This is a genomic window from Pseudarthrobacter sp. MDT1-56 (genome assembly GCF_059383555.1).
Window position 1 is genome coordinate 218,276 of record NZ_JBWZCK010000009.1, and the last position, 18,859, is coordinate 237,134.

At 68.1% G+C, this 18,859-nt stretch carries 15 protein-coding genes; 7 read left to right on the top strand and 8 right to left on the bottom strand.

The features are described from left to right. Positions 1-43: 43 nt before the first annotated feature. Both AC50YC_RS14170 and AC50YC_RS14175 read right to left on the bottom strand, forming a co-directional pair. Positions 44-1,864 carry an acetyl/propionyl/methylcrotonyl-CoA carboxylase subunit alpha gene (locus AC50YC_RS14170; RefSeq protein ID WP_494954157.1) on the bottom strand — a complete coding sequence of 607 codons (1,821 nt, stop codon included), beginning with the start codon at positions 1,862-1,864 and terminating at the stop codon, positions 44-46. A gap of 157 nt (positions 1,865-2,021) precedes the next feature. Continuing rightward, complete coding sequence (locus tag AC50YC_RS14175) at positions 2,022-2,699, bottom strand: Maf family protein (protein ID WP_494954132.1); 678 nt, start codon at positions 2,697-2,699, stop codon at positions 2,022-2,024. Between the two features lie 342 nt (positions 2,700-3,041). Between AC50YC_RS14175 and AC50YC_RS14180 the strand changes: the two genes are divergently transcribed. Continuing rightward, complete coding sequence (locus AC50YC_RS14180) at positions 3,042-4,601, top strand: HNH endonuclease (protein ID WP_494954133.1); 1,560 nt, start codon at positions 3,042-3,044, stop codon at positions 4,599-4,601. 202 nt (positions 4,602-4,803) lie between these two features. Here the strand turns inward: AC50YC_RS14180 and AC50YC_RS14185 are convergent, their stop codons facing one another. Both AC50YC_RS14185 and AC50YC_RS14190 read right to left on the bottom strand, forming a co-directional pair. Further along, on the bottom strand, positions 4,804-7,344 hold the full coding sequence (locus tag AC50YC_RS14185) for an MMPL family transporter (protein ID WP_494954134.1): 2,541 nt from the start codon (positions 7,342-7,344) through the stop codon (positions 4,804-4,806). Position 7,345: 1 nt separating this feature from the next. Beyond that, entirely contained in the window at positions 7,346-8,101 is a 756-nt protein-coding gene (locus AC50YC_RS14190; protein ID WP_494954135.1) for a TetR/AcrR family transcriptional regulator, read from the bottom strand. Between the two features lie 236 nt (positions 8,102-8,337). On the opposite strand from AC50YC_RS14190, the gene AC50YC_RS14195 reads away from it, so the two are divergent. Beyond that, positions 8,338-8,904 (top strand): hypothetical protein, encoded by a 567-nt coding sequence (locus tag AC50YC_RS14195; RefSeq protein WP_494954136.1) that lies wholly within the window; start codon positions 8,338-8,340, stop codon positions 8,902-8,904. A 76-nt stretch (positions 8,905-8,980) separates the two neighbouring features. On the opposite strand, the gene AC50YC_RS14200 is transcribed toward AC50YC_RS14195, so the two are convergent. The 4 genes from AC50YC_RS14200 to AC50YC_RS14215 form a co-directional block, all read right to left on the bottom strand. After that, positions 8,981-10,423, bottom strand: a complete 1,443-nt coding sequence (locus AC50YC_RS14200; RefSeq protein ID WP_354173185.1) for a dicarboxylate/amino acid:cation symporter — start codon at positions 10,421-10,423, stop codon at positions 8,981-8,983. A 169-nt stretch (positions 10,424-10,592) separates the two neighbouring features. Beyond that, positions 10,593-12,302 carry a DUF885 domain-containing protein gene (locus AC50YC_RS14205; RefSeq protein ID WP_494954137.1) on the bottom strand — a complete coding sequence of 570 codons (1,710 nt, stop codon included), beginning with the start codon at positions 12,300-12,302 and terminating at the stop codon, positions 10,593-10,595. A 94-nt stretch (positions 12,303-12,396) separates the two neighbouring features. Further along, complete coding sequence (locus AC50YC_RS14210) at positions 12,397-12,675, bottom strand: acyl-CoA carboxylase subunit epsilon (RefSeq protein WP_494954138.1); 279 nt, start codon at positions 12,673-12,675, stop codon at positions 12,397-12,399. Continuing rightward, the gene (locus AC50YC_RS14215) at positions 12,672-14,255 is read right to left on the bottom strand and encodes an acyl-CoA carboxylase subunit beta (protein WP_494954139.1); all 1,584 of its coding nucleotides are present in this window, start codon (positions 14,253-14,255) and stop codon (positions 12,672-12,674) included. Before AC50YC_RS14215 ends, AC50YC_RS14210 begins: the two co-directional genes overlap by 4 nt. Positions 14,256-14,537: 282 nt before the next feature. Here AC50YC_RS14215 and AC50YC_RS14220 point away from each other — a divergent pair, with 282 nt between their 5' ends. From AC50YC_RS14220 to AC50YC_RS14240, 5 genes are all read left to right on the top strand, one after another. Beyond that, a complete protein-coding gene (locus AC50YC_RS14220) occupies positions 14,538-15,428 on the top strand; it encodes an SDR family oxidoreductase (protein ID WP_494954140.1) in 891 nt (296 codons plus the stop codon). A 186-nt stretch (positions 15,429-15,614) separates the two neighbouring features. Then, a complete protein-coding gene (locus AC50YC_RS14225) occupies positions 15,615-16,535 on the top strand; it encodes a biotin--[acetyl-CoA-carboxylase] ligase (protein ID WP_494954141.1) in 921 nt (306 codons plus the stop codon). Further along, positions 16,528-17,136, top strand: a complete 609-nt coding sequence (locus AC50YC_RS14230; protein ID WP_494954142.1) for a PH domain-containing protein — start codon at positions 16,528-16,530, stop codon at positions 17,134-17,136. The genes AC50YC_RS14225 and AC50YC_RS14230 overlap by 8 nt, the downstream gene beginning before the upstream one ends. After that, the gene (locus AC50YC_RS14235) at positions 17,126-18,469 is read left to right on the top strand and encodes an adenylate/guanylate cyclase domain-containing protein (protein WP_494954143.1); all 1,344 of its coding nucleotides are present in this window, start codon (positions 17,126-17,128) and stop codon (positions 18,467-18,469) included. The genes AC50YC_RS14230 and AC50YC_RS14235 overlap by 11 nt, the downstream gene beginning before the upstream one ends. Before the next feature lie 155 nt (positions 18,470-18,624). Then, a partial coding sequence (locus AC50YC_RS14240) for a hypothetical protein (protein WP_494954144.1) occupies positions 18,625-18,859 on the top strand: 235 nt, incomplete at its 3' end.

The window sequence follows — 18,859 nt, forward strand, 5'->3', positions numbered from 1 at the left end:
ACGGGGGCGCCAGAGGCGCGCCTGTGTCCCACCCTTCGTGCTGTTACTCGGCGGCGTTGTCCTCGATCAGCGCGATGATGGCGCCGGCGGAGACGGTCTCGCCGGCCGAGGCGGACAGTCCGATCACGATTCCGGCGCGGTGCGCGGTGAGGGGCTGTTCCATCTTCATCGCCTCGAGCACCACCACAAGGTCGCCTTCGGCAACGAGGTCACCCTCGCCCACCGCCACCTTCACGATGGTTCCCTGCATGGGGGAGGTCAGGGCGTTGCCGCTGGCTGCCGTCGCGGCGGCGCCGCCGCGGGCCCGCTTCTTGGCCTTGGCCGGCTTGACGGCGCCCGCGCCGCCTCCGGTGCCGAGAGACGCCGGGAGGACGACTTCAAGGCGCTTGCCGCCGACCTCGACGACGACGCGCTGGCGTTCGCCTGCGTCGGGCGTTTCAGCCTCGGTGCCGGTCGGCGTCCAGGCGGGAATGTCGTTGACGAAGGCCGTCTCGATCCAGCGGGTGTGGACCTTGAACGGGCCATCGGCGGGGGCGAAGTCGGGGTTGGTGACGACGGCGAGGTCGAACGGAATGACGGTGGGGATGCCCTCCACCACCATCTCCTCGAGGGCGCGGCGGGCGCGCTGCAGGGCCTGCGGGCGGGTGGCACCGGTGACGATCAGCTTGGAGAGCATCGAGTCGAAGTTGCCGCTGATGACGTCGCCCTGCTCCACGCCGGAATCGATCCGGACGCCGGGGCCGGTCGGGTTCTTCAACAGGGTGATGGTGCCCGGCGCGGGCATGAAGTTCCGGCCCGGGTCCTCGCCGGTGATGCGGAATTCGATCGAGTGGCCGCGGACTTCCGGGTCCCCGTAGCCGAGTTCCTCGCCGCGGGCCAGCCGGAACTGCTCGCGGACCAGGTCGATTCCGGTGACTTCCTCGGAGACGCAGTGCTCCACCTGGAGCCGGGTGTTGACCTCCAGGAAGGAGATGGTGCCGTCCTGGCCCACGAGGAACTCGCAGGTACCGGCGCCGAGGTAGCCGGCCTCCTTGAGGATGGCCTTGGAGGATTCGTAGAGTCGGCGGTTCTGCTCCTCGGTGAGGAACGGGGCCGGTGCTTCTTCGACGAGCTTCTGGTTGCGGCGCTGCAGCGAGCAGTCGCGGGTGGAGACGACCACAACGTTGCCGTACGCGTCGGCGAGGCACTGGGTCTCGACGTGGCGCGGGGCGTCCAGGAAGCGCTCGATAAAGCACTCGCCGCGTCCGAAGGCGGCGACGGCTTCCCGGACGGCCGATTCGAACAGTTCGGGGATTTCCTCGCGGGTGCGGGCTACCTTGATGCCGCGTCCGCCGCCGCCGAAGGCTGCCTTGATGGCGACCGGCAGGCCGAACTTGTCCACGAACTCGAGGATTTCCTCCGCGGACTCGACCGGGTCGGCGGTGCCGGGAACCTGCGGGGCGCCGACCTTTTCGGCGATGTGGCGGGCCTGGACCTTGTCGCCCAGGGCGGAGATCGCGGCGGGGGAGGGCCCGATCCAAGTGATACCGGCGTCGATCACCTTGGCGGCGAACTCGGCGTTCTCGGCCAGGAAGCCGTAGCCGGGGTGGATGGCATCGGCACCGGAGCGGTGGGCCACCTCAATCAGTTTGTCCATCACGAGGTAGGACTCGGCGGCGGTGTTGCCGCCCAGGGCGTAGGCCTCGTCAGCGAGCTTGACGTGCAGGGCGTCGCGGTCCGGATCCGCGTAGACCGCCACGGAGGAGATGCCTTCGTCGCGTGCGGCACGGATGATGCGCACGGCGATTTCGCCACGGTTGGCGATCAGCACCTTGCTCAGCGGATGGGTGACTGCTGCGGTGCCTTCTTGGGCCGATCGCTGCACGGGATTTGCGGACTGCTCCGAATTTGCTGACAAGGCGTCTCCTTCTTTCCTTCAGGGAGCCTAGCGCGGTTTTGTGGGTTCCGCCGATATTACTTGCGGATTCCGCGGGTAAAGCGCCCCACCTTTGTAGGGTTGCTACAAAGGCCTGCGAATTGGCTCACTCGGCCCGGAGCAGTGCGGGATCCGCGGCGCCGGTGGTCCACAGTTCCGTGATGCCCACCTGCGCCTGGCCCAGCAGCCCGCGGAGGGTGGAAATGGACAGCCCGACGACGGCGTGCGGGTCGCCGTCGACCTTGCGGATGAAGGCCCCGCCGTAGCCGTCGATCGTGAACGAGCCGGCGCACTGCAGCGGCTCACCGGTGGCGATGTAGGCGTTGATTTCTTCAGCGCTCATCTCCATGAAGTGGACCTCGGCCGAGGTGACGTGCCCGAGGGTTGCGCCGGAGCCGGCTGTCCCGGATTCATCGGAGTCCTCGGTGTCGCGGCAGTCGACGAGCCAGTGGCCGGTGTGCAGCACGCCCTTGCTGCCGCTCATCCGGAGCATCCGTTCCCTGGCGACCTCGGCCGTGTACGGCTTGCCGTGCGCCTCGCCGTCGAACTCGAAGACCGAGTCGCAGCCGATCACCAGGGCGCCGTCGGCCTCGGGCAGGGAGGCGACGGCCTCGGCCTTGGCCCGGGCGAGCAGCAGGGCGGTGTCGTGCGGGTCGGTGACGCCGTAGCGGGCCTGGACGGCGTCCTCGTCGACGTCCGAAACGAGAATTTCGTGCCGGATGCCGGCGTCGGTGAGCAGCTTGGTGCGGGCGGGGGACTGGGAGGCAAGAATAAGGCGGGTCACCGCTCCAGCCTAGTTCCTGGGGCCCGTCGTTGCCGTGCCCTTTTTGTCAGAGGTCGATGGGAGCGTTGGTACATGGACGGGAACCAAGGACCGAAAGACGAACTCCGCAGCGTGATAGCGATGTGCGGCCGCGCGCTTGAGGAGGTTACTTTGCCCAAGAGCTCCGCCTTCGCCAACGCGGGGTCATTTCCGGCCCATCCGACGGCGGATTATGGGCGCTAGGTGACCCCGCGTTGCTGTAGCGGGCGTCCCAGCGGTGGCAATCGGGCGGGCAAATCGTGGAAATGCCTTGTGCGGATCAGCCGGCGTCTTATTGTCCGAGGTGCCCGAAAGTGTGTTTCCATGGACGGCAATCAGGGGCCCGAAGTGGCTCAGCCAGGAGACGTGACGGTCATGGATGTGGCCCGGTCGCTGGCCGCTGTCCGGCCGTCCGGGGACGTGCCTGAGCTGGATGGTGCGCGTTTGATTGCTGAAATCCGGGCCCTGGAAGACCGAAAGTCTGCCCTGGCTGCCCGCCAGGCCCGCCTGTCCGTGGCCTTCGATGTGATCCAGCGCCGCGAACAGGCCGACGCCGGGGTGCCGGTGGCGGAGCTGGGTGCCGGGGTCGGTGCGCAGATCGCCCTGGCCCGGCGGGAATCACCGGCCCGTGGCGGCCGGCTCCTGGGCCTGGCCAAAGCCCTCGTCACCGAGATGCCCCACACCCTCGCGGCCCTGGAGGCCGGGCAGCTCAACGAATGGCGCGCCACCCTCCTCGTGCGGGAAACCGCGTGCCTGTCCGCGGAGGAACGGGCCGCGGTCGACGAAGAGCTCGCGCCCGATACGGGGACGTTCGACGGCGCCGGGGACCGGGGAATCATTGCCGCGGCCCGGGCCGCCGCGTACCGCCGGGACCCGCGCACCGTGACCCAGCGCGCCTCCCACGCCGCGACCGAACGGCACGTCAGCCTCCGCCCGGCCCCGGACACCATGTGCTACCTCACTGCCCTGCTCCCCGTCGCCGCCGGTGTCGCCGTCTACGCCGCCCTGACCCGGCACGCCGGCACCCTCCGGGCCGCCGGGGACCCCGGGACCCGGGGCCAGCTCATGGCCGACGCCCTGGTCGAACGCACCACCGGAACCCCCGGCGGGATCAGCGGGATCGAGATCCAGCTCGTCATGACCGACCGCACCCTCCTCCAGGGCCACAGCGAACCGGCCCGCCTTCCCGGCTACGGCATCGTCCCCGCCGGCTGGGCCCGCGCACTACTCACAAACCCCGGCACGGAAACGGGCACGGGAACGGGCAATGCGGCAACGGGTGCGGGAGCCGTCCCGGGTGCGGGAGCGGTCGCGGGTGCGGCGGAAACGGGCGGCCAGACCGGCGACAGCACCGGGGACCAGGTCATGAATATCTGGCTGCGCCGGCTCTACACCGCCCCGGGCACCGGCGAGCTGACCGCGCTGGATTCTCGGGCCCGGTTCTTCCCGCCCGGACTCCGCCGCTTCCTCTCCGCCCGCGACGACACCTGCCGCACGCCCTACTGCGACGCCCCGATCCGCCACTACGACCACATCGTCCCCTGGCACCACAACGGCACCACCACCCACGGCAACGGCGCCGGGCTCTGCGAAGCCTGCAACCACACCAAAGAAACCCCCGGCTGGAGTTCCCGGCCACGCCCCGGCCCCCGACACACCCTCGACGTCACCACCCCCACCGGCCACAGCTACCAATCCACCGCCCCGCCACTGCCGGGAACCCCTGCCCGCCACGCGGAACCGGCCCTGGACCTGGACCTGGACTTGGACCTGGACTTGGACCTGGACATTGCCGTGGCAAAGAGCCCGAGCCAACGCCGCCACCGCCGCCAAAGAGCCAAGGACCTCCACCGCGCCCGAAGGCAAAGGCAACGTGCTGCCTGAACAAACACCCGCAGCCTGAACAAACAACGGTGGAGCGCCGCTGGTCTGCCTGGACGGTCCAGCCGTCGGCCTCCGACTAGTCCGCGGCGGTGCCGTCGTCGTCGGCCGCCGTTCTCGCCGAACCTGCGCCACAACAAAGCCGCCCGCCGATCAAAATGATCAGCGGGCGGCTTGTCGAACCTTTACGGGCAGCCGGTGACGGCTACCGCACGGCGGCCTCGGCGGCTTCCGCCACGGGACCGGGGACGGCAGCCTCGTGTTTGCGCAGTTTGGCGCCTTCAACGTCTACGTCGGGCAGGATGCGGTCCAGCCAGCGCGGCAGCCACCAGGCCTTTTCGCCGAGCAGGTACATCACGGCCGGGACGATCGTCATCCGGACCACGAAGGCGTCAATCAGCACACCGAAGGCCATGGCGAAACCGAGCGGCCGGACCATGTTCAAGTGGGAGAAAATGAAGCCCGAGAACACGCTGACCATAATGATCGCGGCTGCCGTCACCACGGCAGCTGCGTGGCTGAAGCCCGAGCGGACCGCGTGCTTGGCCGATTCGCCGTGCATGTACGACTCGCGCATGCCGGAGGCGATGAATACCTGGTAGTCCATGGCCAGGCCGAACAGCACACCGATCAGGATGATCGGCAGGAAGCTCAGCACGGCGCCCGGGTTCTCGACGCCGAAGATGGCTCCGAGCCAGCCCCACTGGTAGACGGCGACGACGGCACCGAAGGCGGCGGCGAGTGAGAGCAGGAACCCGCCGGTGGCCAGGAGTGGAACCCAGATGGACCGGAAGACCAGCAGCAGCAGGATCAGCGAGAGGCCGACCACGATCGCCAGATACGGCGGCAGTGCGTCACCGAGTTTGGTGGACACATCGACGTTGCCCGCGGTCTGTCCGGTGAGTCCGATGCTGACGCCGGTGGTGTCCTTGATCTGGGCCTTTTCGGCGCGGAGTTCCGAGACCACCTGGACGGTGCTGGCGCTGGCCGGGCCTTCGTTCGGGATGACCTGGAACACCGCGGTGCGGCGGTCTTCGCTCAGGGCCAGCGGCACGGCGGCGGTGACATTCTCGGTCTCGCGCAGGATGTCCGCGACGTCGAACTGCGTAGCCTGCGCCTCGGCTTCGCTGAGTCCCTCGGGGAGGTCGCCCACCACGATGATCGGACCGGTCATTCCCTCACCGAAGCTCCGCTTGGTGACGTCGTAGGCCCTGAAGGCCTGCGAGGCGACCGGCTCGGAGCTGGCGTCCGGCAGTGCGAGCCGCAGCTGGCTGGCGGGCAGGGCCACGACACCGAGCAGGACCACTCCGGCCAGCAGTGCCAGCCACGGGTGCTTGGTGACGATGCCGCCCCAGCCGTGGATGCTGCGGTATTCGTCCTTGGCTCTGTCCTCGGTTTCGTGGCCGGGGGCGGCGTTGTGCTGCTCTGCCTTGGCCCAGGCCCGCTTGGAAATCAGTTTCCGGCCTATCAGGGAGAGCACGGCCGGCGTGAGGGTCAGGGCCACGACGACGGCGACGGCCACCGTGGCGGCAGCCGAGAGGCCCATTACGGCCAGGAACGGAAGGCCCGGGACCACGAGGGCGGCGAGGGCGATGATGACGGTCAGCCCGGCGAAGAGCACAGCGTTGCCGGAGGTGCCGGTGGCCAGCGCCACGGACTCCTCGGGGTCCATGCCGGAGAGCAGCTGGCCGCGGTGCCGGTTGACGATGAACAGCGAGTAGTCGATCCCGACGGCGAGGCCGAGCATCAGCGCCAGCATCGGGGAGATGGAGCTCATGTCCACGGCGCCACTGAGGGCGAACGTGCCGCCCACACCAACGGCGACGCCAACGACGGCCATCAGCAGCGGAAGTCCGGCGGCGATCAGGGTCCCGAGCATGATGATCAGGACCAGGGCGGCAACCGCGATGCCGATAATCTCGGCGGTGCCAAAGAGCTCGGAGATGTCCTCGCTGATTTCCTTGCTGGGCAGCGCGGTGACGTTGGCGGCGGACACCTCCTTGACGATGTCCTGGACTTCCTGGCGGACCTCGGGGTTGAGGCCGTTGATGGAGGTCTTGAACTGGACCTGGGCGATCGCGGCCTTGCCGTCCTCGGAGACGAAGCGGAGGCCCTGCGAGGCTTCCAGTTGGCGGGCGCCGAGGGCCAGCTTCGCCTCGCCGGATTGCAGTTCCTTAGTGCCGGCGTCGAGCTTCGCCTGACCTTCGGCGAGGGCTGCCTTCTGCTGGCCGAGCCGTGCCTGGATCGCAGCGGCCGGCATACCGGCGGCCGCCATCTGCTGTTCGGCAGCGTCCAGCTGGGCTTTTCCGGCGGCGAGTTCGGCAGCGGATGCCTCCAGCTGGGCCTTGCCGGCCGCGGACTGCTCCTTGCCGGCGGCGAGGTCGGTGGCGGCCTGGTCCAGCTGTGCCTGGGTGGCGAACGGGTCTACCGTGCCCTGGACGTCCGGGAGGGTTTCGAGCTTGGTCAGCGCTGCGCTGACGGCGTCCTTGCCCGCCTGGCTGAACTGGGCGTCGTTGGCTTCGAACACCACGCTGGCGGAGCCGCCGGAGGACGAGGGAAGCTCGGTCTTGAGCTTGTCCGCCATTTGCTGGGTTTCGGTGCCGGGGATCTGGAAGTTATTGGACAGGGTGCCGTGGAAGGCGGCTGCCGCTCCACCGACGGCCACCATGACTGCGAGCCACAGGGAGATGACGAGCCAGCGGTGGCGGTAGGAGAACTTGCCGAGGCGGTAGAGCAATTGGGCCATGTCAGTGCCGATCTGGGGAAGGGGTGGCGGTGGAGGTGGGCGTGGAGTCGTCGGCCGGGGTGGTGGCCTGGGCGGTTGAGGGGGCGGCGTCGGGGCGGGCGAACCCGGAGCCCAGCAGGCCCATGGAATCAATCAGCAGCTGCCGGAGGGTGGACAGGGATTCCGGTGTGAGGGACCCGCCGCACCGCAGGAACCAGACGTCCATGGCGGCTTTGCCGCAGGAGATGACTGACCCGGCCAGGGCACGGAGGTACAGTTCGTCGAGTTCGACGCCGTTGGCGCGGCGCTCGCGGGCCGCGGTGATGATCTGGGCGGTGCAGTGGTCCCAGGCTTCCAGCTCGGACCGGCTGAGCTGCGGATTGGCCTGGCCGAGGCTGTACAGCTCGGCCAGCGGCGCCACCGTCATCGGGTCTGCGAGTTCCACAAGGGCTGCCCGGGCCGATTCCAGGAACGGTTCCCCGACCGGGCGCCGCCGGAACTGCTTGAGTGCTTTGTCCAGGAAGCCGAAGGTGACGGCAGCAATGGCCGCTTCGGTGCTGCTGAAGTAATTAAAGAAGGTGCGGCGGGAGATGCCGGCGGCGTCGGCGATGTCCTCGACGGTGAAATTGCCGGGGCCGTTGGACCGGAGCAGCGCCAGGGCGGCGTCGGTGATGGCCTGGCGCGTGGCGGCTTTGTTCAGTTCGCGGCGCGACGGTCCGTCGGCTGGCGGGTGGGACGCCGGGGGCGCGGCCGCGCCGGAAGCGGGGGATGTGGGCACACAATTACACTACGTGCATGTTTGCACTCCGGGCAACTTTTACCGGCGGCCGGTCCGGTAGAGAAGCAGACAAGCCGCCCCACATCCCTGCCCGGTGGCCGCCGCCCAGCCTTCACAGGAAGATGAAAGGTTCCGAACAGCTCCCGCAGAACGGTCCGGCCGAGACTTGAACTACGTCTTGGAAGAGACAACCACTAATCGCAGCGGTCACCAGGCTGCAGACCAGGAGACAGCATATGTCACGTACGAAGAGAATGACGCTCGCCATCTCGGCCGGGGCTCTGGCCCTGGGCGCCGGACTTGGAGTGACCGGGATGGCCTCAGCTGCCACTACTCCGACCCCCACCCCCAGCTCCAGCGCTTCGGCAGAGGCAACGCCCGGAACCACCGATGGTCAGGGCATGCGCGGCGGCCATGGCCACGGCCGTGGCGGAGAGCGCGGCACCGCCCAGGCTGCCGAGCTGGCTGCCAAGCTCGGCGTCGACGAGGCCAAGGTGACCGAGGCCCTGCAGGCCTTCCGCGAAGCGAACAAGCCGACCACCCCGCCGGCTGAGGGCACCAAGCCGGACCACGCCACCAGGGACGCGGCACTGGCGAAGTCGCTGGCGGAGTCGTTGGGGATTGAGGAATCCAAGGTCACCGCGGCCTTGGAGGAGCTGCGGACCGCGGCCCAGGCTGACCGCGCTGCGGCGCTGAAGACCAAACTCGACACGGCGGTCGCTGACGGAACCCTGACCCAGGCCGAGGCAGAGGCCGTCGCCAAAGCCGTCGAAAAGGGTGTGATCGGCGGAGGCGGACGGTAGGCCCCGCCGCCTGACGCGGTAAAAACCACAGAAGTCCCCGGGAGCCTCCCGGGGACTTCTGCTTTGGTTTCTGGCGTTACGCTCTGGCGTCGGCCAGCTCGCGGCCGTCTGGGGACGCCGCGGGGGCAGCGGCAGCGGATGGGTCGACGGCGGCGGTGTCGGCGTCGTCCACGAACGGGTCACCGGTGCGCGGTGCGTTGTACAGCGACTCGTCGAGGATGCCCTGGCGCTTGGCCACGATCGTGGGGATCAGGGCCTGCCCGGCCACGTTGACCGCGGTGCGGCCCATGTCCAGGATCGGGTCGATCGCCAGCAGCAGCCCGACGCCGGCCAGCGGCAGTCCCAGCGTGGAGAGCGTCAGGGTCAGCATCACGACGGCGCCGGTGGTGCCGGCGGTCGCGGCGGAGCCGAGCACGGAGACGAGGGCGATCAGCAGGTACTGTGTGAAGTCCAGCTGGATGCCGAAGAACTGGGCCACAAAGATTGCCGAGATGGCGGGGTAGATCGCGGCGCAGCCATCCATCTTGGTGGTGGCGCCCAGCGGGACGGCAAAGGAGGCGTAGGCGCGGGGGACACCCAGGCTGCGCTCGGTCACGCGCTGGGTCAACGGCAGGGTGCCCACCGAGGAGCGGGAGACAAAGGCCAGCTGCACGGCCGGCCAGACGCCGGAGAAGTACTGCTTGATGGACAGGCCGTGGGCGCGGACCAGGACGGGGTAGACGACGAACAGCACGAGGGCCAGGCCCACATAGATGGCGAAGGTGAACTTGCCCAGGGAGCCGATGGTGTCCCAGCCGTAGATCGCCACAGCGTTGCCGATCAGGCCGACGGTGCCGATCGGGGCGATCCGGATGATCCACCAGAGGACCTTCTGGATCACGGCGAGGGCGGAGGCGTTGAGGTTAAGGAACGGCTCGGCCGCCTTGCCCACCTTGAGTGCTGCCATGCCGACGGCGATCGCGATCACCAGGATCTGCAGGACGTTGAAGCTCACCGCGGTGGTGGCGACGCCTTCGGTGACGGTGGTGCTGGCGCCGAGGCCCAGGAAGTTCTTCGGGAACAGGCCGGTAAGGAACGCCCACCAGTCACCGGACTTGCCGGCGTACTTGGCTTCCTGGGTGATGCCGGTGTTGGCGCCGGGCTGCAGGAACACGCCCAGTCCGATGCCGATCAGTACGGAGATCAGTGCCGTGATGGCGAACCAGAGCAGCGTGTTCCAGGCCAGCCGGGCGGCGTTGGAGACGGCGCGCAGGTTGGAGATGGAGCTGACGACGGCGGTGAAGATGAGGGGCACCACTGCGGTCTGCAGCAGCGAGACGTAGCTCGAGCCGATGGTCTGCAGGGTGGCGCCGAGGGCGTTGGGGCTCGCCTTGGTGCTGCCCGTGTACTTGGCCAGCAGGCCCAGTCCCAGGCCCACGATCAGGGCGGCGATGATCTGGAAGCCGAACGAGCCGGCCCATTTGGGCAGCTGGAAGCCGGTCTTTCCGGCGGGTGCGGGGGTGCTTGTCTGAGTGCTCACCGGATCACGCTAGGTCCGGGGGGCCTATCACGGCGAACGCATGTTGAGAAATAAGACGCGGCACCATTTCGGCCCCGGGCGTTGGACCACCGGGAATCCGCGGAAAAATAGCCCGATTGTGAAGTTATTCCAGCCCTCGGTGTGGCAATTGTCTCCCTCGGGGCCCGCCTTACCCCAGCAACGCGCGCTTGAGGGTGTCGAGGCCGACGGAGCCGATATTGAGCGCCTTGGTGTGGAAGGCCTTCAGCTCGAAGCCGGGGCGGGATTCGAGCTCGGCGCGGATCTGCTCCCAGAGCCGCTGGCCCACCTTGTACGACGGCGCCTGGCCCGGCCAGCCGAGGTAGCGGGTGAACTCGAAACTCAGCTGGCCCTCGCTGATAGCGAGGTTCTGCTGGAGGAACCCGTACCCCTTGTCCGGAGTCCAGGTGCCCGACCCCCAACGCTCGGGCACCTCCAGCTCAAGGTGGACACCGATGTCGAACACCACGCGGGCGGCCCGCATCCGCTGCATGTCCAGCATGCCCATGTGGTCGCCCGGATCCTTGAGGTAGCCCAGCTCCTGCATCAGCTTCTCGGCGTAGAGTGCCCAGCCTTCGCCGTGCCCGGAGGTCCAGCAGACATTCCGGCGCCACTTGTTCAGCAACTCGCGGCGGTAGGTGGCGGTCGCTACCTGCAGGTGATGGCCCGGGACACCTTCGTGATAAACCGTGGTGGTCTCGGCCCAGGTGGTGAAGGTGTCCTCGCCCGGCGGGACGGACCACCACATGCGGCCCGGCCGGCTGAAGTCGTCCGAGGGGCCGGTGTAGTAGATGCCGCCCTCGTCGGTCGGGGCAATCTTGCATTCCAGGGTCTTCATCACGTCCGGGATGTCGAAGTGCACACCCGCGAGGTCGGCCACGGCCCGGTCGGAGAGCTCCTGCATCCATACCCGGAGGGCGTCGGTGCCCTTAAGCTGCCGGGCGGGGTCGTTGTTTAGGATCTCCTTGGCTTCCTCGATCGTGGCGCCGGGGCGGATTTCCTCGGCCACCCGCTCCTGTTCGGCGATCAGGCGGTCGAGTTCCTGTACACCCCAGGCGTACGTTTCCTCCAGGTCCACCGCGGCGCCGAGGAACGCGCGGGAGGCCAGCGAGTAGCGCTCGCGGCCCACGGCGTCCTTCTCCGGGGCGACGGGCAGCAGTTCGGACTCCAGGAAGCCGGCCAGCCGGGAGTAGGCCACGCGTGCGGAGGCAGCGCCGGCGTCGAGCCTGGACTGCACGTCCTCCGGCAGCGGGCCGTCCGCGGTTTTGGCGTTGGCGGCGAGCTTCGCGAAGAAACCATCCTCCGCGGCGTGCTTGGTGGTCTGTTCGACCACGATCTTCACCTGGCGCGCGGCGGCAACTTTGCCGGCCTCCAGGGCGGTGCGCAGCGACACGATGTAACCGTCCAGCGCGGCGGGAACGTTGTGCGCACGGCCCGCGATGTGGTACCACTGCGCCGCGGTGTCCATCGGCATGAGGTCGAAAATCGCGCGGATCTCCTGCGCCGGGGAGGCGATGTTGTTCAGCTCTGCCAGGTCCCAGCCGGATTCGTGGAGTTCCAGCTGCAGGCCCAGGCGCTCGCGCATGGCATCGAGGGTGACGGCGTCGACGTCGTCGGCCGGTTCCAGACCGTCCAGGGCCGCCAGGGCCTCGCGTGCGGCAACCGCGAACTCCTCGTGCCCGGCGGGGGAGAAGTCCTGGTATTCGGTCTCGTGCCCGGGGAGCCCGAGTTCGGTGGCGAAGCTCGGGTTAAGCCGGATCAGGGTGTCCGTGAAGGCATCGGCGACGGCGTCGATGGCGGTGTGCGGGCGCGCTGGAACTTTGTCGTTGGCGGCAGTGTTTTCAATGGGTTCGGTAGTCACCCGAAAGACACTAGCCGGGCCCGGGCTGTTATGAAAGGGTTGCTGCACTTTTCCCATTGGGTCAGCGGGTCAGCGGCTCAGGTGCTCGGGTGCCTCAGCCGCGGCTGCGCTTCCATGACCCGGGCCCCGGCTTCGGCGTCAGCTGGAGCTGCTGCCGTCGGATCCAGTGCCGGGCGCTCGGCTTTTGGGGCTCGGCCGGTTCGCCGCTGCCCACGGACAGCACGACGGCGGCCAGCGCCGCGAGCTCCTCCGGCGTCGGCTCGCCCTTGACCACGGCGAACAGGGGCTGCTCTGCCGCCGGCGTCTCCCCGGACTCAGCCGCGGGCTGGGAGCCGGTGGGGACTTGCGAAGGTTGGGAGCCGGTGGGGATCACAGCGGGATGTTCCCGTGCTTCTTGGCAGGCAGGCTGGCGCGCTTGTCCCGCAGGGCACGCAGGCCCTTGATGATCTGCACCCGGGTCTCGGACGGGGCAATGACCGCGTCCACATAGCCCAGCTGGGCGGCCTGGTAGGGGTTCAGCAGCTCCTCCTCGTACTGCCGGATGACCTCGGCGCGCTTGGCCTCGACGTCGCCGCCGTCCGCCGCGACGGCGGCGAGCTCGCGGCGGTACAGGATGTTGACGGCGCCCTGGGCTCCCATGACGCCGATCTGCGCGGTGGGCCAGGCCAGGTTGAGGTCCGCGCCGAGCTTCTTGGAGCCCATCACGATGTACGCCCCGCCGTAGGCCTTGCGGGTGATGACGGTCAGCTTCGGCACGGTGGCCTCGGCGTACGCGTAGAGCAGTTTCGCGCCGCGGCGGATGATGCCCTGGAATTCCTGGTCCTTGCCGGGCAGGAAGCCCGGGACGTCCACCAGGGTAATGATCGGGATGTTGAAGGCGTCGCAGTGGCGGACAAAGCGCGCGGCCTTCTCCGAGGCGGCGATGTCCAGGGTGCCGGCGAACTGCATCGGCTGGTTGGCCACAATGCCCACGGTGTGGCCCTCGACCCGGCCGTAGCCGATCATCACGTTCGGGGCGTAGAGGGACTGCATCTCCAGGAAGTGCGCGTCGTCCACGATCTGCTCGATGACCTTGCGCATGTCGTACGGCTGGTTGGCCGAGTCCGGGATCAGCGCGTCCAGGGCGAGGTCCTCGTCGTCGAGCTCCAGCTCCTGGGTGTGCTCCAGCACGGGGGCTTCGGCGAGGTTGTTGGAGGGCAGGAAGTCCAGGAGCTCGCGGACGAACTCGATGGCGTCGGCCTCATCGGAGGCGAGGTAGGTGGAGGTGCCCGTGTTGGCGTTGTGCTGCCGGGCGCCGCCGAGGGTTTCCATGTCCACGTCTTCACCCGTGACGGTCTTGATCACGTCCGGGCCGGTGATGAACATGTGCGAGGTCTTGTCCACCATGACCACATAGTCGGTCAGGGCGGGGGAGTAGGCCGCGCCGCCGGCGGAGGGGCCCATGATCAGGGAGATCTGCGGGACGACGCCGGAGGCATGGACGTTGTTGCGGAAGATGTCCGCGAACATCGCCAGCGAGGCGACGCCTTCCTGGATGCGGGCGCCGCCGCCGTCGAGGATGCCCACCACGGGGCAGCCGTTGCGCAGCGCGAATTCCTGGACCTTGACGATCTTCTCGCCGTTGACCTGGCTCAGCGAGCCGCCGTAGACGGAAAAGTCCTGGCTGTACACGGCCACGGGGCGGCCGTCCACGGTGCCGTAGCCGGACACCAGGCCGTCGCCGAGCGGCTTCTTCTTTTCCATGCCGAAGGCGGTGGAGCGGTGCACGGCAAGCGCGTCGAACTCGACGAAGGAGCCGGCGTCCAGCAGAAGGTCGATGCGCTCGCGGGCGGTGTTCTTGCCGCGCGCGTGCTGCTTCTCGATCGCTTCCGGGCCGGAGGGCTGCTCAGCACGGGCCTGGCGGTCGCGGAAGTCGGCAATCTTTCCCGCGGTCGTGGTCAGATCGTGGCTCATCAAGTGTCTCCGGCTCTGTAGCTGATGTTCTGCTGAATCGAGTGGTGCTGGGGTGCTGGGGTGCGCCGGCCCTGTCCTGCGTGGCGCTTTAGCTGGTATCCACAAAAGCCGGGCCTTGATGGCAAGTCTAGTGACGCTATTGGCCCGTGCCGCTGTAGAAAACCTACAATATTCGCCCCAACTCTCACCCGGACCACGACGTCGGCATCGGCCAGGGCCGTCCCCACGCCCGCGCCACGCCAATGTTACTCACCAGTAACATTCGTCGGTTAGAGTGTCCTCATGACTTCGAGCAACGACGCTTCGGGCACCGCTGCAGGGCCCTACCAGGCCGCCGGTTCCCTCCAGGGCCGCACCATCCTGATCTCGGGGGGAAGCCGCGGCATCGGCTTGGCCATCGCCACCCGCGCCGCGCGCGACGGCGCCAACATCGTCCTGATGGCCAAGACCGGCCAGCCGCACGCCAAGCTGGAAGGCACGGTCTACTCCGCCGCCGAACAGATCGAGGCGGCCGGCGGCCAGGCCCTGCCCCTGGTCGGGGATGTGCGCAACGACGCCGACGTCGCCGGCGCGGTGGCCGCCGCCGTCCAGCGATTCGGCGGGATCGACATCGTCATCAACAACGCCTCCGCGATCGACCTGTCCAAGACCGACGACGTCGACATGAAGCGCTACGACCTGATGCAGGACATCAACGTCCGCGGCACCTTCCTGCTCTCCAAGCTCGCCCTGCCCGCGCTGCGCGAATCCGACGCCGGCCAGATCCTGACACTCTCCCCGCCGCTGAACCTGGACCCCAAGTGGGCCGGCATGCACCTGGCGTACACGATGGCCAAGTACGGCATGAGCCTGACCACCCTGGGACTCGCCGAGGAACTGAAGGTCGACGACATCAGCGTCAACTCGTTGTGGCCCTGCACCCTGATCAACACGGCCGCCATCCGCAACATGCCGGGCGGCGAAAAGATCGTCCGGGGCGCCCGCGGACCCGAAATCATGGCCGATGCTGCCCACGCCGTCCTGACCAGCAGCAACGCCATCCCGGAATCGGGCAGCTGGAGCGGAAATTTCTACACCGACGAGCAGGTCCTCGCGGCCGCCGGGGTCACGGACTTCACCCCGTACAGCCTGGGCGCTCCGGAAGAGAAGCTGATTCCTGACATCTTCCTCTGAGTTTCCTGCGGCTTCCGATGTTCCAGTGAACGGCAGGCGCCGCCGAAATTCCCCACTATTGCGGGTTCGACGCCGGAAATTCGCGGCGTTTCGGGCCAACCCGCCGTTGGGGGCATTCAAAAGTGGGGACGTTCCTTCGGGTCGGTGTCGGAGCCGGCGGCGGCGTGACTCGGTAGGATTCAAAGCATGGAAGCCGCGCAGGAAGCCCCGGACCGTCCGCCCCTTGATGTGAACGCCCTCAGTGATGAGGCGTTCCTTTCCGCCAACGGCATTCCGCGGCTCACCGTGGTGGACTCCACCGGTTCCACCAATGCGGATCTGCTGCGCGGCGTCACCGAGGATCCCGCTGCCTATCCGGACCTCACCGTGCTGACCGCCGAATACCAGAGCGCCGCCCGCGGCCGGCTGGACCGGCACTGGGAGGCGCCGGCCGGCAGCTCCGTCTCCGTCTCGCTGGTGCTGCGCCCGGTCAACGCCGAGGGCCGGCCGCTGCCGACCCAGAGCTACTCCTGGCTCTCACTGCTGTCTGCACTGGCACTGCGTGAAGCGCTGCTGGAAACGGCCGGCATCCCGGCGGAACTCAAATGGCCCAACGACGTCCTGGTGCGCGGCCGGAAGATTGCCGGCATCCTGGCCCAGCTGGGCCCGATGACGGGCGGCGCCGTGCCGCCCGTCGTGCTGGGGACCGGACTGAACGTCACCCTCACCGAGGCCGAACTCCCGGTGCCCACAGCCACGTCCGTCCTGTTGGAACACCCGACGACGGTGGACCGGACCGTGCTGCTCATGAGCTACCTGTCCCGCTTCGCCACGCTCTACCGCAGCTTCTGCAACGCCGACGGCGATCCCACCGCCGGGATGGCCGGCGGCCCCTCACTGCACAAACGGGTCGAGCACCTGCTGACGACGCTGGGTAAACACGTCCGCGCCCAGCTGCCCGGGGACCACGAAATCATTGGCCACGCCACCCGCCTGGATGACTACGGCTCACTGATGGTGGTGGACTCCGGAGGGCACGAGCACGTGGTGACGGCCGGCGATGTGGTGCACCTGCGGCCCTGGACGCCTCCCGTCCAGAATGCGGACCACGAAAGCGGTTATGCGTAAAGAGCTTTTCCCGGGCGAGCAAGTCATTGTGGTGACCCGGCCGCAACCCAGGACCCTGATTGTCCCGGCGCTGCTGTTTATCCTGGTTCCGGCGCTGGCCGCCTACGCCAGCGCCTGGATTGTGAAGGGCGGACCGGCCCAGCTGGTCCCGCTGATCAGGGCATCCACCAGGGAGTGGACGCCCTGGCTGATCGGTGCCTGCATAACCCTGGCGGCCTGGGTGCTGCTGGGCTACTGCCTGCCGAGGGTCATGAGCTGGCAAGCCACGAAGTACACCCTGACGAGCCAGCGGCTGGTTGCCCGGTACGGCATGCTGCGGCGGCGCGACCAGCAGGTCTCGCTGGCCACCATTCGTAATGTGGTCATCCATCAGTCGTTGCTCCAACGCGTATTGCGGTCCGGGAATATATCCTTGGATACCGGGTACCCCTCCAGCACGGTGGTCCCCGACGTTCCGGAAGCGGCGATGTTCCGCAACTTCATCCTCGACGCCATCCATGACCTCCCGCAGGGCGGGGTTCTGGGCGCCGGGGGAGGGCCGTACAACGCTGACGGGCCCTGGCCTGACGAGACGAGAGAAGGTGGAAGAGATGAGCGCTGAGAACGTACACCGCGACACGGGACTGCTGGCCGAGGAGCCGTCGAACGTTTCCGATGCCTTCGTCGAGACCGCCAGCCTCGAAGCAGCCGTCCTCGATTCCATCGCCGAAGGCGCTGATTACGCCGCGGACGCCGCCGCTGTCGAGCAGCCCGGCGATGCACCCGCTGAACCCGAGGACGCCGACTCCGTGGACGCCGACTCGGACCCATCCGACGCCGAGTTCGATGACGACGCCGACGCCGGACCCGAAAACACCGCAGGGACTGCTGCCGCGCCGCCCACCGGAACCATGTCCGCCGAACGTGTTGCCTTGAAAGCCCTCGAGCAGCGGCTACTCGGCGGGGAACGCAAGCTCCGCCGCCGTGAAGTCGCCTCCGGGGCCGGACTGTCACTGCTCTCCGCCCGGAAACTCTGGCGCGCCCTGGGCTTCCCCAACATCGGGGACGAGGACGTAGCCTTCACCGAACGCGACCAGGCCGCGCTGAACACCATCGTTGACCTGGTCCGTGCCGGCAAACTCACCGAGGAAGCCGCCATCTCCGTGACCCGCGCCATCGGCCAGATGACCGACCGCATGGTGGTCTGGCAGGTCGAAGCCCTCGTCGAGGACATGGTCCAGAACCAGGGCGTCACCGACGCCGTGGCCCGCAAGCGCCTGGTGGGCGAACTGCCGTCCCTCGTGGACGCGCTCGAGGAAATGCTGCTCTACTCCTGGCGCCGCCAGCTCAATGCCGGCGTCCAGCGCCTTGCCGTGCGCGCCGAGGCCGGGCTGGCGTCCAGCGAGGAAGGCCGCGAAGGCGACGAGGATGACGCCCCGCTGCCGCTGGCCCGGGCCGTCGGATTCGCGGACCTGGTCTCCTACACGAGCCTGTCCCGCCGGATGAACGAAAAGACCCTCGCGCAGCTGGTGCAGCGCTTCGAGAACAAATGCGCCGAGATCATCTCGGTGGGCGGCGGTCGCCTGGTGAAAACGGTCGGCGACGAGGTCCTGTACATCGCCGAGACCCCCGCGGCCGGCGCCGAGATCTCCCTGGCCCTGTGCCAGGCATTCACCGACGACGAGATCCTGCCGCAGGCCCGAGTGGCCATGGTGTGGGGCCGGATCCTCTCCCGGCTCGGCGACATCTACGGTCCGACGGTCAACCTGGCGGCGCGGCTCACCGCGCTGGCGGACCCGGGAACGGTTCTGGTGGACTCCATGACGGCGGCCGCGCTGGAGCAGGACGACCGCTTCGTCCTGCATCCGCGGCCGGCGGAGGACGTCCGGGGCTTCGGCGAAATCCACCCGGTGGAGCTGCGACGCGGCAGCGGCCGCGGACTGGTCCTCGATTAAGTGGCCCCTGAGCTGCGTCGATGCCGGTCCTGCCGGACATGACCCCGCCAGGGTTTCTCTAATCGATAGCTAATATGCGATAGTCGAGTAATCCGACACCAGCCAGGGCCGATGCCCAGTGCGTGGATGCCGTGACTCTGGGGGACACCGCACACATGAAGACATTCCTGGACGCCCTGCGGCCAAAAACCCGCCGACGGGGTGCGGCGCGCCCTCTCACCGCCCGCCGCCGCCGTCTTATGGCTGGAACCGGCTTTGCTGCTGCGTCCGCCGTCCTGATTACGGGCGCCATCATCTATCCGGGGTTTAAGACCACTGAGGTGGAGTTGAACGATGGTGGGGTGTGGGTGGTGTCGAAGTCGAAGAATGCGGTGGGGCGGTTGAATTATC